19 protein-coding genes are annotated in these 16461 nt (G+C 37.8%); 11 read left to right on the forward strand and 8 right to left on the reverse strand.

Translation table 11 applies throughout. The features are described 5' to 3' along the window. Nucleotides 1-22: 22 nt before the first annotated feature. Both TY15_RS03770 and TY15_RS03775 read left to right on the forward strand, forming a co-directional pair. On the forward strand, nucleotides 23-742 hold the full coding sequence (locus TY15_RS03770) for a tRNA (adenine(22)-N(1))-methyltransferase (protein WP_040207971.1): 720 nt from the start codon (nucleotides 23-25) through the stop codon (nucleotides 740-742). Beyond that, nucleotides 729-1844 (forward strand): Nif3-like dinuclear metal center hexameric protein, encoded by a 1116-nt coding sequence (locus tag TY15_RS03775; RefSeq protein WP_040207972.1) that lies wholly within the window; start codon nucleotides 729-731, stop codon nucleotides 1842-1844. The genes TY15_RS03770 and TY15_RS03775 overlap by 14 nt, the downstream gene beginning before the upstream one ends. Nucleotides 1845-1890: 46 nt before the next feature. Here TY15_RS03775 and TY15_RS03780 read toward each other — a convergent pair whose 3' ends face one another. Together TY15_RS03780 and vrrA are read right to left on the reverse strand one after the other, a co-directional pair. Next, entirely contained in the window at nucleotides 1891-2841 is a 951-nt protein-coding gene (locus tag TY15_RS03780) for a 4-hydroxy-3-methylbut-2-enyl diphosphate reductase (RefSeq protein WP_040207974.1), read from the reverse strand. Between the two features lie 128 nt (nucleotides 2842-2969). Then, nucleotides 2970-3662 (reverse strand): VrrA/YqfQ family protein, encoded by a 693-nt coding sequence (gene vrrA / locus TY15_RS03785; protein WP_052353689.1) that lies wholly within the window; start codon nucleotides 3660-3662, stop codon nucleotides 2970-2972. Nucleotides 3663-3926: 264 nt separating this feature from the next. Here vrrA and TY15_RS03790 point away from each other — a divergent pair, with 264 nt between their 5' ends. Then, on the forward strand, nucleotides 3927-5243 hold the full coding sequence (locus TY15_RS03790) for a DEAD/DEAH box helicase (protein WP_040207975.1): 1317 nt from the start codon (nucleotides 3927-3929) through the stop codon (nucleotides 5241-5243). A 22-nt stretch (nucleotides 5244-5265) separates the two neighbouring features. Beyond that, nucleotides 5266-6159, forward strand: a complete 894-nt coding sequence (locus TY15_RS03795; RefSeq protein ID WP_040207977.1) for a deoxyribonuclease IV — start codon at nucleotides 5266-5268, stop codon at nucleotides 6157-6159. 27 nt (nucleotides 6160-6186) lie between these two features. Here TY15_RS03795 and TY15_RS03800 read toward each other — a convergent pair whose 3' ends face one another. Beyond that, nucleotides 6187-6444, reverse strand: a complete 258-nt coding sequence (locus tag TY15_RS03800; protein WP_040207978.1) for a DUF2624 domain-containing protein — start codon at nucleotides 6442-6444, stop codon at nucleotides 6187-6189. 173 nt (nucleotides 6445-6617) lie between these two features. On the opposite strand from TY15_RS03800, the gene TY15_RS03805 reads away from it, so the two are divergent. From TY15_RS03805 to zur, 3 genes are read left to right on the forward strand one after another with little or no spacing between them, the layout of a single operon-like run. Further along, nucleotides 6618-7385, forward strand: coding sequence for a metal ABC transporter ATP-binding protein (locus TY15_RS03805; protein ID WP_040207980.1), 768 nt, complete (start codon nucleotides 6618-6620; stop codon nucleotides 7383-7385). Between the two features lies 1 nt (nucleotide 7386). Next, a complete protein-coding gene (locus TY15_RS03810) occupies nucleotides 7387-8238 on the forward strand; it encodes a metal ABC transporter permease (protein ID WP_040207981.1) in 852 nt (283 codons plus the stop codon). Then, a complete protein-coding gene (gene zur, locus TY15_RS03815; protein WP_040207982.1) occupies nucleotides 8235-8645 on the forward strand; it encodes a zinc uptake transcriptional repressor Zur in 411 nt (136 codons plus the stop codon). The genes TY15_RS03810 and zur overlap by 4 nt, the downstream gene beginning before the upstream one ends. A gap of 20 nt (nucleotides 8646-8665) precedes the next feature. On the opposite strand, the gene TY15_RS03820 is transcribed toward zur, so the two are convergent. Next, a complete protein-coding gene (locus tag TY15_RS03820) occupies nucleotides 8666-9265 on the reverse strand; it encodes a 5' nucleotidase, NT5C type (protein ID WP_040207984.1) in 600 nt (199 codons plus the stop codon). A gap of 333 nt (nucleotides 9266-9598) precedes the next feature. Here TY15_RS03820 and TY15_RS24855 point away from each other — a divergent pair, with 333 nt between their 5' ends. Further along, on the forward strand, nucleotides 9599-9943 hold the full coding sequence (locus tag TY15_RS24855; protein ID WP_392391359.1) for a hypothetical protein: 345 nt from the start codon (nucleotides 9599-9601) through the stop codon (nucleotides 9941-9943). Between the two features lie 56 nt (nucleotides 9944-9999). Here the strand turns inward: TY15_RS24855 and ispG are convergent, their stop codons facing one another. The 3 genes from ispG to TY15_RS03840 form a co-directional block, all read right to left on the reverse strand. Further along, entirely contained in the window at nucleotides 10000-11109 is a 1110-nt protein-coding gene (gene ispG / locus TY15_RS03830) for a flavodoxin-dependent (E)-4-hydroxy-3-methylbut-2-enyl-diphosphate synthase (protein WP_040207986.1), read from the reverse strand. Nucleotides 11110-11278: 169 nt separating this feature from the next. After that, nucleotides 11279-11614, reverse strand: coding sequence for a hypothetical protein (locus tag TY15_RS03835; RefSeq protein ID WP_040207988.1), 336 nt, complete (start codon nucleotides 11612-11614; stop codon nucleotides 11279-11281). Nucleotides 11615-11710: 96 nt separating this feature from the next. Next, the gene (locus TY15_RS03840; protein ID WP_040207989.1) at nucleotides 11711-12484 is read right to left on the reverse strand and encodes a DUF1189 domain-containing protein; all 774 of its coding nucleotides are present in this window, start codon (nucleotides 12482-12484) and stop codon (nucleotides 11711-11713) included. 147 nt (nucleotides 12485-12631) lie between these two features. On the opposite strand from TY15_RS03840, the gene TY15_RS03845 reads away from it, so the two are divergent. After that, nucleotides 12632-13114, forward strand: coding sequence for a DUF456 domain-containing protein (locus TY15_RS03845; protein WP_040207991.1), 483 nt, complete (start codon nucleotides 12632-12634; stop codon nucleotides 13112-13114). 74 nt (nucleotides 13115-13188) lie between these two features. Here the strand turns inward: TY15_RS03845 and TY15_RS03850 are convergent, their stop codons facing one another. After that, a complete protein-coding gene (locus tag TY15_RS03850) occupies nucleotides 13189-13884 on the reverse strand; it encodes a Crp/Fnr family transcriptional regulator (RefSeq protein ID WP_040207992.1) in 696 nt (231 codons plus the stop codon). Nucleotides 13885-14300: 416 nt separating this feature from the next. On the opposite strand from TY15_RS03850, the gene TY15_RS03855 reads away from it, so the two are divergent. After that, nucleotides 14301-14909 carry a superoxide dismutase gene (locus TY15_RS03855; protein WP_040207993.1) on the forward strand — a complete coding sequence of 203 codons (609 nt, stop codon included), beginning with the start codon at nucleotides 14301-14303 and terminating at the stop codon, nucleotides 14907-14909. A gap of 108 nt (nucleotides 14910-15017) precedes the next feature. After that, a complete protein-coding gene (locus tag TY15_RS03860; protein ID WP_040207995.1) occupies nucleotides 15018-16235 on the forward strand; it encodes an MFS transporter in 1218 nt (405 codons plus the stop codon). The last annotated feature ends 226 nt before the right edge of the window (nucleotides 16236-16461 follow it).

The raw sequence follows: 16461 nt of genomic DNA on the forward strand, positions 1-16461 counted from the left end.
ACATAAAAAAGTGGTGGTATTGTTGAACACAGATAAATTATCAGATCGGTTAGCAACTGTTGCAAAATATGTACCGGAACAAGCTAGAATGGCGGATATCGGCTCTGATCATGCTTATTTGCCGTGTTACTTAGCGAAGAATGGAAGGATCACATTTGCGGTCGCTGGTGAGGTGGCCCAAGGCCCCTACCAATCTGCAGAGAGAAATGTTTTATCAGAAGGATTAGCTGAAATGATTTCCGTTCGCATGGGTGATGGACTAGAGGTTATCAAACCGGGTGAGGTCGATTGTATTACCATTGCTGGAATGGGTGGTGCCTTAATTTCTAGTATTTTAGAAAATGGTAAAGAAAAGTTAAGCACTGTTAAGCGCCTTGTCTTACAACCGAATCTAAGTGCCATTTCTATTCGAAAGTGGCTAATCAAAAATAATTGGGAGTTAGTGGCAGAAGAGATTATTGAGGAAGATGAAAAAATTTACGAGGTATTGATTGCCGGACAGGGCGATGCAGCAAAACCCTATCAAAAAAATAGGGATTGGGGACTTTTATTAGGCCCCTTCTTGGTTCAACAAAAGGCGGACGCCTTTAAGAAAAAATGGACTGCAGAAAAGAATAATTGGCAGCGAATATATGATGCATTAGAGGATGCGACTGAAACAGAAGAGACACTAAACAAAAGGCAAGAGTTATTGTATAAGATGAAAATCGTCGAGGAGGCATTGGTAAGTGAAGATTCCTAATGGTCATGAAATCATTCAACTTTTTGAACAGTTTTCCCCAAAAGGGCTAGCGATGGAAGGCGATAAAATTGGTTTACAAATTGGTCGATTAAATAAAAAAGTTCATCGAGTCATGATTGCCCTAGATGTACTCGAAAATGTCATAGATGAGGCCATTGAAAAAAATGTCCAACTCATTATCGCCCATCATCCGATGATATATCGTCCCTTGAAAAATTTATTAACGGATACTGCACAGGGGAAAATGATTGAGAAATTGTTAAAACATGATATTTCTGTCTATGCCGCACATACGAATCTTGACGTTGCAAACGGTGGGGTAAATGACTTGTTAGCAGAAGCGCTGGAGTTGAAAGAAACAGAGATACTAGTCCCAACGCTTGAAACGAAGCTAAAGAAACTAGTTGTTTTTGTGCCAGTGAGCCATGCTGAAGAGGTACGACAGGTCCTCGGTAAGGCGGGAGCAGGCTTTATTGGAAATTATAGTGATTGTTCTTTCACTGCCCCTGGGACTGGGAGATTTTTGCCAGGAGATAACACACATCCCTACATTGGGAATGTAGGACAGGTTGAAGAAGTGGATGAAGTAAGAATTGAGACCGTTGTACCGGAATCAATCCTCAAGAAGACCATTACGGCCATGATTAAAGCGCATCCGTATGAAGAAGTGGCTTATGATGTGTATCCGTTAGACAATAAAGGTGATGTGTTAGGGTTGGGGAGAATTGGCAAGGTGACTGAAATGACGCTAAAGGAATTCGCTGAAAAAGTTAAAAATGTACTAGAAGTGACAAATGTCCGAGTGGTTGGAGATTTAACGGCTAAAGTAAAAAAGGTTGCTGTTTTAGGTGGGGACGGTAATAAGTATTTTATGAATGCTAAATATAACGGGGCAGATGTGTATGTAACAGGGGATATTTATTATCACACTGCCCATGATGCTATGATGCAAGGATTAAACATGATTGATCCCGGTCATAACGTTGAAAAGGTGATGAAAAAAGGGGTAACAAGGGTGTTACAAAAGATGTGCCAAGAATTTGGATATGATGTGGAGATTTTTCCTTCAGAAGTAAACACGGATCCCTTTCAGTTTATCTAAACAAATAGAACCGCAGTCTACTAATTAGACGCGGTTCTTTATGTTTTTAGTTAATTTCTGTCTTTTTAACTCTTGGTAAAATTTTGTTTAATTGGACCTTTTTCTGTCTATCCCAAGTGGCTTCATTATTTGGATCAAATTGTTCAAGGAACGTAATTACTTCTTTTGTAATAGGAGTTGGAGTAGATGCGCCAGATGTAACGGCGACATTTTTGGCATCCTTGATCCAATCAATTTCCAATTCGGTAATATCAGCGATTCGATAGGCTGTTGTGCCAGCGATTTCCTCAGAAACCTGCGCCAATCGATTGGAGTTATTACTTTTTGGATCGCCGACGACAATGGTAACATCAGCGGTAGTCGCTTGTTCAGCAACTGCCTCTTGACGAATTTGAGTTGCATGGCAAATCTCATTATAGACTTCAACATGAGGGAATTTTTGCTGAACCATTTTCATTGTATCGGCAACATCCCATTGACTCATTGTTGTTTGGTTCGTAACGAGAAGTTTTTCCTTGTCAATGTTTAATGCTTCAACATCACTTGGAGTTTCCACAAGATGAACCATACCTGGAGCAACACCGACAGCCCCCTCTGGCTCTGGGTGTCCTTTTTTACCTATATAAATGACTTGATAGCCTTGTTTTGTTTTTTCCGCTATTAAGTCATGTGTTCGTGTTACATCAGGACAGGTAGCATCAAGGGTTACAAGGCCTTTCTGTTTTGCAAGCTCGCGGATCTCTGGAGAGATTCCATGGGCAGTAAAAATTACCGTACCTGTTTTAACTTTATCGAGAATATCTTTTCGATTTTTTCCGTCAAGAGTGATAATGCCCTCTTCTTCGAAAGCATCGGTAACATGTTTATTATGAACAATCATCCCTAAAATGTAGATCGGACGTGGTAGAGTTTTATCTAATGCGGCATTTCTGGCGATGACCATTGCATCAACAACCCCATAACAGTAACCGCGTGGCGATATTTTAATAATTTGCATATATAAAGTCCCCCAATTAGACAATTAATTGTTGTCAATTAATTATATAAAACTAACGGGTATAATACAAAGAAAGTATATCTTTGTAATTTTTGCAAAAAAAGAACGCTGTTGCCAGCATTCTTGATTTATATATACATTTTGGGTATAGAATTTCCTTTTTGCTGTGAACTATTACGTTGGGAACTTGGGGACTTCCGTTTTTCATTACCTGCCTTATTAGGTTTTCTTTTTGCTTTGTTACTCTTTACTGCTTCATGATCTCCTGTTTCATTGCTTGAAGATTCTTCTAAAGAAGACTCAGTGCTGGTATTCGTATCATCTGAAGAAGAATCACTATTTTTGCTAGCATTTTTGAATCCACGATATATTTTCCATATCGCAGGAAGGTTTCTGACCATTGGTCCATATTGTTGAATCATCGGTCCAATTGATTGGGCTGTTTGCAATACTTGTTGGGTATTGTTTAATATACCTGTGAGTCCTCCAGGGCTACTCAACGATTGTAGTAAACCGCCACTACCACCAGCGGCTCTTCCAGCTCCAGACATTCCTAAAAGTCCACCAGAGCCGCCAGCACGTGAACCCCCTCCAAGAATTTTCGAAAGGAAACCACCACCACTTCCGCCTCGATTCATTTGTGCAGGGGCCATCCGTGCACCCATCATTGGATTTCCACCTCCGAAAGGACCGCTTGAAGGCCCCATCATCGGCCCTCTCCCTCCCAAAGGGTTACCTCCTGGTCCCATCATTGGATTTCTGCCCCCAAACATATTTGGTCCCATCCCGCCATTCATTGGCATTCTCGGTCTTGGTTGCATATCACTACCTCCTTTCACCTACACTTAATACATTAAAATATGCATTTATCCTTATTTGGTTTAGGTATTCTGCACAAGGAAAAAACTAAATTTCGTTTTAAAAAGTGTTTAAAAAGTAAAAGATGTGAATAAGAAAATAGTTAGCTGGTTATTTAGATGAAACTTTACTATAATTACATGATGGAAATAAAAAGTGGAAGCTTCAACATTGCGAAGAAAACTACTCCATAAGTACCAAGATATTTAAAAATAAGGAGCAATTATATGACAGTAAATCAATTTGAGCGTTTTAAGTTTCAGCCTTTTATTATAGAATCCCTGAATCAGTTTGGATTTTTTGGGCCAACTGAAATTCAGAATAAAATGATCCCAATGGTATTAAAGGGAGAAAGTGCGATTGGTCAATCGCAAACAGGGACAGGCAAAACATTTGCTTTTGTATTACCGATTCTTGAAAAAATCAACCCACAGCGTCAAGAGGTTCAAGCTGTTATTACAGCCCCAACTAGAGAATTAGCCTCGCAAATATATCAGCAAATCTTAAAAGTTACGGAACATTGTAGCCCTGATCAAGCCATTATGACAAGATGTTATATCGGAGGAACCGATAAACAACGAACAATCGAGAAATTGAAGGTGCAGCCGCATATAGTGGTAGGAACACCTGGTAGAATTAAAGATCTCATGGTTGAGCAAGCATTATTTATTCATACATCAAGCATTCTTGTTGTTGACGAAGCAGATATGATGCTCGATATGGGCTTTATCGAAGATTTAGATCAAGTTGCCGCAAAAATGCCGGAAAACTTGCAGATGTTGGTTTTTTCCGCCACCATCCCTGAAAAGTTAAAACCCTTTCTCAAAAAATATATGGATAATCCTAAAACGATTCAAATTGAATCTAAAAATAGGTCAGCAGAAAACCTAGAGCATTTTCTATTACCATCCAGACACCGAAATAAAAAACAACTTGTTCATGATGCACTGGTAGCTTACAATCCCTACCTAGCAATCGTCTTTACCAATACAAAAAAGATGGCCGAAGAGGTGGCCTATTTTCTAAATGATAAAGGTTTAAAGGTGGGCCGTGTCCATGGTGATTTAAACCCGCGTGAACGAAAAAAGATGATGAAGCAAATTCAAGATTTGGAGTATCAATATATCGTTGCCACAGACCTGGCATCTCGAGGAATTGATATTGAAGGGGTAAGTCATATCATAAATTATGAACTTCCGACCGATCTAGATTTTTATATTCATCGAGTGGGGAGAACAGCACGGGCTGGACAATCAGGAATAGCGCTCACAGTATTCGATACTGCGGATGAGGATGCCTTAAATCGTTTGGAAAAGATGGGGATTCAGTTTAAATATACTGATTTGAAGCAAGGCGAATTTATTGAAACAGATGAGCGGAATAAGCGAAAGACCCGTGTAAGAAAAGAAGATGAAGCAGATAAAAAAGCAAAGTCCTTAGTGAAGAAACCGCAAAAAGTTAAGCCAGGCTATAAAAAGAAAATGCAATGGGAAATGGATAAAATAAAAAAACGGCAGCGAAGAATCGATCAAAGAAAAAAATAATTGGTGAAGGGGAGAGAATGAAATGTTAAAAATAGGCTCGCATGTATCGATGAGCGGTAAGAATATGCTGCTTGCTGCTAGTGAAGAAGCCGTGTCTTATGGGGCTAATACATTCATGGTTTACACGGGGGCACCCCAAAATACACGAAGGAAAAAGATTGAAGACCTGAACATTGAAGCAGGCAGAAGACATATGGAAGCGAATGGAATTTCGGAAATTGTTGTCCACGCACCCTATATCATTAATATTGGTAATACTACTAATCCAGATACCTTTGAATTGGGTGTAAGGTTTCTGCGCAGTGAAATCGAGAGAACAGAAGCCATTGGTGCTAAACAAATTGTCTTGCATCCTGGTGCCCATGTAGGCGCGGGTACAGAGGCGGGGATTAAAAAGATTATCGAGGGGCTAAATGAAGTATTAACCGGTAAGGAACAGGTTCAAATAGCATTAGAAACGATGGCGGGAAAAGGCTCAGAATGTGGAAAGTCGTTTGAGGAATTAGCGATGATTATGGATGGAGTCACCTATAATGATCGGCTGTCTGTTTGTTTCGATACTTGCCATACGCATGATGCTGGTTATAATATCGTTGAAGACTTTGATGGCGTGTTAAATGAATTTGATAAAATAGTTGGGTTGGACAAGCTAAAGGTGCTCCATATCAATGACAGTAAAAATACAGTAGGGATGAGAAAAGACCGTCATGAGAATATAGGGTTTGGCCATATTGGCTTTACAGCACTTAGCCATATCGTTCATCATCCACAATTGATGGAAGTGCCAAAAATTCTTGAAACTCCTTATGTTGGTGAAGATAAGAATAACAAAAAGGCACCATATAAATTTGAAATTGAAATGCTTCGTGGCAAGAAATTTAATGAGGATTTGCTAGAGCAAATTATGCAAGGATAGCTAAAAGCTGTGCCATTGGCACAGCTTTTATTGTTTCGTAAATTGGATAAATAATTTATTAACCTCACGTGCTGTTTCAGGTCCAGCTGCTTTAGCGATTTGTTTTACCAGTTGGGCGCGTTGCTTGTCATCAAAAATATTTACATTTTTTCCTCTTAAGTATTCGGCGATTTTTCGCGCCTGTTGTTGAGTAACAGCAATATTAAACTGCTTTGCATATTTGACCAGCTCGTCAGCAGTGATCGTATTTACCTTATGATTAATGATGTTTTCATATATTTTCACCCTCATCACTCCTCCATGCTAATGTATGAAGAAGTTGAAAGAGTGTGACAATGGATTAGGAAGGGGAATGGTGATTATTATCAGTCATTTGTCTTTACAATCAGCTATTCCTATTGTATACTACTGGAGGTAAATCGTAATGATTCTTATAATTAAAGGTGAGAGCGTGGACTATGCAATCAATCATTGAAATAAAACAACTTTCCTATCGATATGAAAAGGATATTGTCCTTGAGAATATTAATATAACGGTACCAGATGGTTCATTTTTGGCTATTGTAGGGCCCAATGGGTCTGGAAAATCAACCTTGTTAAAGTTGATACTTGGCTTATTGAAGCTGCAAAAAGGGGAAATCTTATTATTCGGGCAAGAGATTAGTAAATTTAAGGACAGGCAAAAAATTGGGTATGTATCCCAGAAGGCTAATTCCTTTAACACGGGTTTTCCAGCAACCGTATTTGAAGTAGTAGCTAGCGGCTTAACAAAAAAGTTAGGTCTGTTTACGTTTTTTAAAAAGGAGCATGCAAAAAAAGTGAATGAAGCCTTGGATGCCGTCGGAATGAAGGGGTTTACTAATAGAAACATTGGTGAACTATCTGGTGGACAGCAACAAAGAGTTTTCATTGCTCGTGCCTTAGTGAGTGAACCAAAACTGTTGATTTTAGATGAACCGACAGTTGGGGTAGACGCGGAGAATGTGAATTCCTTCTATCAGATGCTTGGTGACTTAAATAAGAGACGTGCCATTACGCTTCTTTTAGTCACACATGATATTGGAACGATCTCTGAAAAAGTCACACATGTGGCCTGCTTAAATAAACATTTGCATTTTCACGGTGAAACACATGAGTTTGAACAGCTTAATTCGGATGGGTTGTCAAAAGTTTATGGTCATGATATACATCTGTTGGCTCATCACCATGATCACGGAGGGTTATAAAATGCTAGAAGGAATTTTTCATTATGAATTTTTACAAAATGCCTTCCTAACAGGGATCATGATTGGCATTCTTGCGCCATTACTTGGCGTATTTATTGTTGTTCGAAGATTATCGTTAATTGCAGATGCCTTAAGCCATGTTACTTTAGCAGGAATTGCTGCAAGCCTCCTAATTGAAAGAAAGTTTTCAATGATGGCTGGACTAAATCCAATTTATTTAGGAATGGTATTTTCTGTAGGTGGTTCCTTATTTATCGAAAAATTACGGGGGGTATACAAACACTATCAAGAATTAGCCATCCCGATTATCCTTTCAAGTGGTATTGGTCTTGGGGTCATTTTTATTTCCCTTGCAAACGGGTTTAATACTGACTTATTTAGTTATTTATTTGGTAGTGTATCTGCCGTGAGCCGAACGGATTTATGGGTCATTCTTATTATTAGTATTATTGTCATGTTAATCATATTTTTGCTGTATAAAGAGTTATTTTTACTCTCATTTGATGAGGAACACGCCAAGGCCTCTGGAATTGCAGCCAAAAGTATTCATTTTATTTTTATTGTCATGGTGGCTCTAGTGATTGCGGCTTCGATGAGAATAGTCGGAATCTTATTGGTATCCTCGTTAATGACACTACCGGTTGCAGCCAGTATTCGGATTGCAAAAGGTTTTAAACAAACGATTTTATTATCTGTCATCTTTGGAGAAATTTCTGTGCTAGGTGGTCTTTTTACAGCATATTATCTTGATTTAGCACCAGGCGGAACGATTGTAATGATAGCTGTCCTCATATTAGTATTAGCGATCTTTTATAGAAAAGTAACAAGTGCAATAGGAGCGGGTGCAGAATGAACGTACATGAAGCCATTCAATACTTAAAAGAAAACGGATTTAAACAAACAGGAAAAAGAGAAGATATGCTTCAATTATTTGCAGATAGCGATAAATATTTAACGGCAAAGGATGTTCTAGACGAGTTAAAGGATGATTATCCTGGTTTAAGCTTTGATACGATTTACAGAAACCTCTCTTTATTTGTAAATATGGGGATATTGGAAATGACGGAGTTATCGGGAGAAAAGCACTTCCGTTTTACCTGCTCGAGAAGTCATCATCATCACCATTTTATTTGTTTAGACTGCGGGAAAACAAAAGAAATTGAAACATGTCCGATGAATGAATTAAGTGAAAATTTAAAGGGCTATGATATATCAGGGCATAAATTTGAGATATACGGGCGCTGCCCAGAATGCCATTAGTAGTGAAACAGCTTGTATGCTCATACAAGCTGTTTTTTTCGTAGCGGTGTCTGTGCCTCCCTTAACCAACTCTCTACCCAATCGTAAGCCTCGAACCAATCATTTACTCGAATAACACCATTTGGGATTGGCTCTTGGTTATAAGGGGTATTAAATAAGATAACAGGAATGTGACATGCTTCATGAATCATCACTGCATTATCATGTTTATCCTCAAAAAAGATTTCAAGCTGATGTTTTTTTACTGTCTCAATCTTATCGTGTGAACCAACTAACTCAATATGATCAAAGCTTACGCCATGATGTAAAAACCATTTCTCGGTTACGTCATGTAAATGAGGACCACGTGCACTAATATAATATAACTCATGTTTGTTTTTCCATTTATTCAAGACATTAAGGACTCCAGCTGCGGGGGGAGAGTCTCTGTAAATAATTGGTTCGTTTTCAATAAACCATTTGGAAAATACCTCTTCTGACACATTAACAAAGGGGGTTAATTCATATTGGTTAACATCTTGATACAAAATGTTCATATGAAATGCTTTATTAATAAAGGGAATCATGGAGGTAGGGCAAGTCACTGTTCCATCAATATCTAAACCAAATTTTTTTCTCATTAATGTATTCACCTTCGTCGTGGGTTTCTCCTTATATTTTACCAAAGACCCGAGCATAATGATGTATCAAATTCTAAATACAGTTTTTTTCTGAATTTGATAGAAAAACCTATTTAAGACAAACATTAACATATTAAATAGTGTCAGGTAGCTAACAATAAATAATGCTCCTATAACTGAAAGTGAGGGATAAGGATGGCAGATGAAAGAGATACAAAAGTGCAAGAAGCTCTTCGTAGTTCAATTATTGGCGAAGAAATCCCCAATTCTCCTTCAGAATTTAGGGAGGAAACAGCGTCAGAATTTGCCGCTCCAATCAAGACTTCGTACTCATTGAAAAAAGAAGAGAATGTTCCTGAAGTTGGTGCGTCCGTCCCAATTCGCTCTTCTAAATACAGGGAAGAAACAGCGGCAGAAATTGCTGCCCCTGTTCCAGTTATGAGGAGAAGGGAACAGGATGAATTTCGGGAACGAACCGCAGGTGGAACCGGCATGGGGACCCTGGCAATAGCGCTATCGATTTTATCACTGTTTGTTATGCCTATTCTTTTTGGTGCCGCAGGTATTGTGTTAGGATTCGTTGCTAGGAGAAGAGGTGCCACTGGCTTAGGTTCTTGGGCGATTGGAATCGGTGCGATTTCGATTATAGTGGGTATCTTTATTCTCCCGTTCTTTTAACATGATCTGTATAGGAGCAAAAAAGAAACCCGGTGAAAATACCGGGTTTCTTACATTTATTTTACCATTTTTTCTTCTTCAGCTTTCTTTTGGAAATATTCTGCAGCAACTTGGTCGATTTCCTTTTTTAATTCTTCAACCATCTGCGCTTCAGGCACCTTACGGACGATCTCGCCTTTTCTAAATAATAAGCCTTCACCACGAGCACCTGCAATACCAATGTCTGCTTCCCTAGCTTCACCAGGACCATTAACGGCACAACCCAATACCGACACTTTAATCGGAGCTTTGATGGTGGAAATATATTCTTCTACTTCATTTGCAATACTAATTAGGTCAATTTCAATTCTTCCGCAAGTCGGACAGGAAATTAATGTAGCGGCATTTGATGATAGACCAAATACTTTTAATAGCTCTCGAGCAACTTTTACTTCTTCAACAGGGTCAGCACTTAATGAAATACGTAGAGTGTTGCCGATTCCTTTACTAATAATCGCACCTAATCCGGCAGCACTTTTTACAGTACCTGAGAAAAGTGTACCAGATTCAGTAATTCCTAAATGTAACGGATAATCAAAAGCACGAGAAGCTTTTTCATAAGCCTCAATGGCGAGATTTACATCTGACGCCTTCATTGAAACAATAATATCGTGAAAATCTAAATCCTCAAGGATTTTAATATGATGGAGGGCGCTCTCAACCATACCATCCGCCGTTGGATAACCATACTTTTCGAGGATCTTCTTTTCAAGTGATCCAGCGTTTACCCCAATTCTAATGGGAATTCCCTTTTCTTTTGCTGCTTTCACAACAGCCTCAACTTTTTCCCGTTTACCGATGTTTCCTGGATTGATTCTAATTTTATCAGCACCACCCTCAATGGCCTTAAGGGCTAATTTGTAATCGAAATGAATATCAACCACAAGGGGAATATTGATTCGTTTTTTTATTTCAGGAATGGCATCGGCGGCCCGCTCATCCGGACAAGCAACCCGAACAATTTGACAGCCCGCCTCCTCTAGGCGTTTTATTTCAGCAACAGTTGACTCAACATCATGAGTCTTCGTTGTGGTCATACTTTGAATAATGATTTCATTGCTTCCGCCAATTGTTAAATTGCCTACTTTAATCGGTCGGGTTTTTGTGCGATGTATAATTTCACTCACGTGTAATTCGCTCTCCTTCAAAATGGATTCGCATAAAACAAAATAGTTTAAAACAATCCAATTGATTATTAATCAATCAGTGAGTTCAAGAAAAAATGTTCACAGTGATTAAGTTCCATCTTATTGTATCAGCCTTTTGATATTTTTGACAAGAATAAGGATATCCTCTTTATTGTGAGTAATCAGGAAAATGATATGTAATTCCAATTTGAATTTTTTCAGCTGATTGGTCAGAATTTAATTGTTGAAAATCGTCGATTAATTTCGTCATTGGAACAGGAAGTGGTTTATCTAATTGATGCTCTACAATCGAGATGAGCGTTTCACCAGGCTTTACTTTAGCATCAAAAAAAGGAATGGTCGTTTTTTTTGATTCCACAGTGTTTGTCTCAATCTTTGCATCCACCTGTAGAGTCTTTGAGGTAGGAAGGGTACCGACGGTGAGATCAAAATAAATAACATATACGACTAGAATAGAAAGTAGGAATCCTATCAACTTTTTCATCGGACAAGCCTCCATATAAAACGTTTGTACATTCGTATGCTTGTCCAACCAGTAATAGAACAGAAATGAAAAAAATACGCCCAAATGGGGCGCATTCTAGTTTGCTTTTTTTGGTTTTGGAATTTCATTTATGGCAAGATATAAAATAATAATCACAACAAACCAATTTATGATAAAACTATTTGGTACAGAGGTTTTAATGGCAGCCATTATGGTGAAAAATACAGTTGGCAGTGTTTCGCTGTATGCAGCCATCCGCCATAATTGTCGGTAATTGAGTTTTCTGCCTAAAAGATTCTTTAGCACTAGTCCAATTAAGGCCAAAATAGATATTTCGATAAAGCTTGCGGCACTTGAAAACAAATAAATAAATAATGAAACTATAGGAATGATAATTCCTTTCATTCCGCCTATTGTGTCAATAAAATTGACTAAGTTTTCTTTTGAAATTGTCATGCCTTCAAGCATGGAATACGGTGATGCATCAATTCTGCCCCCTGAGGCTAGAGCGAATTTATCTTTTAACAAGGCAAATGTGTTTCCCTGGTCTTCAACATCTGATTCAGTAATAGCACCCGTTGGATCGATAATGATGGTGAAATTATCTCTGCTAATAGTAACTGGGACAGTTGTTTCAGCAGTCAGCTGTCCATCCTTCACTGTAAAGGCTGGTGCTTCATCCGTGAGAATTGATCTTGCTGTATCAATGCCAGTGGAGAGTGCTGTGCTTAAATAAAAAATGGATGGTAGAACGGAAATGAAGGTTAGGAAAAAAACAAATAATATCGTTTTTCCGATTCCTTGAAAACGAAATAAAGCTATATCCTTTGGAGAGTAAAGACTTTTATAAAATTGTTTGAAAATATTCATACAGACCACCTTTATAGAAAAAACTAAATGAATTCTTTGAATTCTATTGTAGCCTGTGACAGTGTTATATACAAGCTTGATCCATTTTGAAACCAACTGCTGTAATAGTACGTAGTAAATGAATAAGAAAGAGAAGGTGGCGGAAAAATGACAATTGTCTATTGGACAGTGATATCGATATTATTTGTGGTTGCATTTGTGGGATTATTATACCCGATTATTCCAGGTATATTGTTTTTGTTAGCAGGATTTTTAGTATATGGACTATTTTTTAGCTTTGAGCCGTTTAATTGGCTGTTCTGGTTGATTCAAGGCTTATTTATTATTCTGTTGTTTATAGCAGATTATGTAGCAAATCTGATTGGAATAAAAAAATACGGTGGTTCGAAGGCTGGAATATGGGGGAGTACGATCGGAATCTTAATTGGCCCGTTTGTCATTCCTGTTTTCGGAATCTTAATTGGCCCGTTTATTGGAGCTATCGCAGCAGAATTAATCGTTAATAAAAGGAATTTTACTGAGAGCTTAAAAATTGGTTTTGGCTCTGTCATTGGATTTATTAGCAGCATTGTGACAAAGGCTATCATCCAGATCATAATGATTTCATACTTTCTGCTTGTCGTTCTATAAAATTGTAAAGAAAACTCGCCGATAGGAAAATTATGCTTTCCTATCAGCTAAAAAAGCCACCTGAAGAGGTGGCCCTAATTTAATCCGCAAATTTCAAAGGCACAATTTTGGCAATCGACCTCTTGTTTTAAATAACCTAAATCCCTCACAGTGAACTTTTGGTTTTCATATAAAATAATCTCATTCTCGCGAAGTTCCTTTAAGGCACGTTGAATGACTTCCCTTGTTCCATAGGTTAGGTTGGCTAATTCCTGATGTGTGAGGGGTAAATCAATGAGAATTCCGTCCTCTGTTTTGACTCCATATGAATTACATAAGCGGATGAGGATAGAGTATAAGCCACCCTTTTTTCCATTCATGATTAAATCTTGGCATTTCATTTGTGCCTTTAAATACCCGGTGCTAAACCATGACACAAGGGCATTCATTGCTTCTGGGTCTGTCATAATAAAATCTTCAAACTGTTCCTTTTTAATCATAATAAGTTCACAATTTGTTAGTGCTTTAGCATAAAATTGGTAATGTGGATTGGCTTTAAATAGTTGGTATTCAACAATTAATTCTTGGTCGTTAAGGATTTTTAAAATGAATTCCTTCCCCCGTACATGGACTCTTCCGAGTGAAATACTTCCTTTAAGCAATAAATAAACATATTCGACGGGATCCTTTTCATGAAAAAGGACAGAACCTGCTTTAACCTTTTGAATGGGCTCATGTTTTTGGAAAAATTGGACCATTAAACTATATATGGAAAAAGTGCTATTTTGCATATATGTCACTCCTTTACCTTAAGAGGAACAACTCACGAGTGGGGTGTTTCCACTTTTTTTAATCCCTTTGATTTGATTAAAATGAATTATGAAAAGCATGTCAACAGGGGTATACCATGATTTGGAAGCGTTGGTGTGAAGGTATGACAAAAATCGTTGACAGACTGCTGTTTTGATGAATCATGACAATTTTTCGAAAAATAGATTAGAATTGTTTTTTTAAGAATTTCCCTCCTAGTTTAGGAATAAAAATCTTTGGAATGGGCACTTTAATTATGTTGGAATGAAAGCATTTTATTTGAAACAATGAGTCAACTTTGGTATCTTAAGAATAAAGCTTTAGAAATATTCAAAATACATTTTGAATTTCCTAATCTAAGGCCGATTATATTAAACAATACATAGGAGGAATTATCATGGCATTTGAATTACCACAATTACCTTACGCTGAAGATGCATTAGAACCACACATTGACAAAGAAACAATGAACATTCACCATACGAGACACCATAACACATATGTAACAAATCTTAACAATGCATTAGCAGGAAATGAAGAATTGCTTTCTAAATCTGTGGAAGAGGTTATTTCAAATTTGGATGCTGTTCCAGAAGCAGCCCGTACGGCAGTTCGCAACAATGGTGGAGGACATGCCAACCATTCATTATTCTGGCAAATCCTTTCTCCAAATGGTGGCGGTGCCCCAACCGGTGAATTAGCTGACGCGATCAACAGTAAATTTGGCAGCCTTGACAGTTTTAAAGAAGAGTTTGCTAAAGCTGCAACAACTCGTTTTGGCTCTGGTTGGGCATGGTTAGCCGTGAATAACGGTGAACTAGAAGTAACTAGCACACCAAATCAAGATTCTCCTTTAATGGAAGGAAAGTCTCCAATTCTTGGTCTTGATGTTTGGGAGCATGCTTACTATCTTAAATATCAAAACAAACGCCCAGACTATATTGCATCATTCTGGAATGTAGTCAACTGGGATGAAGTTTCAAAACGTTATAGTGCAGCAAAATAATGGAGTGAAAAAGGCAGCTTGCAAAAGCTGTCTTTTCATTTTCTATAAAAAGTGAATAAGGAACTCGTACTTGTAAAAGACTACCCTTAAGAAAAAGGGGAGTTTTTTATGGGAAAGAAATTTAAAATTCTAGGTGATGTGGTATTAACCAAAGATTTATCACTTTTGTTAATTATAGGAGGTTTATACTCTTTGAGTGTGGCTTTGTCTAATACATTTGTGAATATTTATCTTTGGAAGCAAACAGGAAGGTACTCAGATCTTGCTCTGTATAACCTCGCAATTGTCGTCTTACAATTGTTAACATTTATCTTAGCAGGGCGCTGGGCTAAGAAAATTGACAGGGTGATTGTGCTAAGAATTGGTGTCATCTTCTTGGCCTTGTTTTACTTAGCCGTCTTAATTACAGGAACAAGGGCAGCCACCTACTTACTTTTATTAGGGAGCCTGCTTGGAATTGGTTACGGTTTCTATTGGCTAGCCTACAATGTCTTAACCTTTGAAATTACCGAACCAGAGACAAGAGATTTTTTTAATGGCTTTTTAGGGATCTTAAGTTCTGCCGGGGGGATGATTGGTCCGATTGCAGCAGGGATTATCATTACGAGGCTTGAAAAATTCACTGGTTATACATTTGTTTTTGGTCTGTCGTTAGCATTATTCGCACTTGCTGTTTTTATGAGTTTCTCAATAAAACCTAGACCTGCAATGGGTAGGTACTGCTTTAAACGGATATTAGAGGAAAGAAAACTAAATGAAAATTGGCGTCTCATTACCAATGCCCATTTCTTTCAGGGCCTTAGAGAAGGGACGTTTTTATTTGTTATCTCCGTATTCGTTTATATTTCGACGGGAAGTGAAATGGCTTTAGGGACCTTTGGCCTGATTAATTCAGGAATATCTTTTATTGCCTATTTTTTAGCCTCGAGGATGATCAAAAAAGACTTTCGAAAAAAAGCCATCCTAATTGGAGGAATCATCTTATATGCAGCAGTCCTTCTGATTATATGGGATGTAAATTTCGTAAAATTATTAATTTATGCAGGGATGATTGCGGTTGCTTATCCAGTATTGCTCGTCCCTTATATGTCTACCACTTATGATGTCATTGGGATTGGCTGGAAAGCGGCTGAAATGAGGATTGAGTATATTGTGGTGCGGGAGATTTTCTTGAACTTTGGCAGAATTATATCCATTCTTTCTTTTTTAGCGGCCGTAACCTGGTTTAATGAGGAAAAGAGTATTCCCATTTTACTGTTGATTTTAGGTGCTGGGCATGTACTAATTTATTTATTCGTTCGGAGAGTACAATTACCAACAGCTTAATTAGTGAATAACTGCATTCAAGTTTAAAAGGTGATCAGCGAGTTAAAAAAGTTAACGTAAAAGGACGTATGTTAATTCATTAAGTGAATTAACATACGTCCTTTTTTTACATTTGCAAGTGGTTGAAAAATAAAAAAATAGGAAACCAAATTTTTCTTGATAGCTCTTAGTAGTAATTGTGCCTTTTTTTCTTTAAAATGATGTAATACGGTAAATGTAGTTTGCG

Origin of the sequence: Neobacillus jeddahensis (genome assembly GCF_000612625.1) — a bacterium.
In the GTDB taxonomy this organism is placed as follows: domain Bacteria; phylum Bacillota; class Bacilli; order Bacillales; family Cytobacillaceae; genus Neobacillus; species Neobacillus jeddahensis.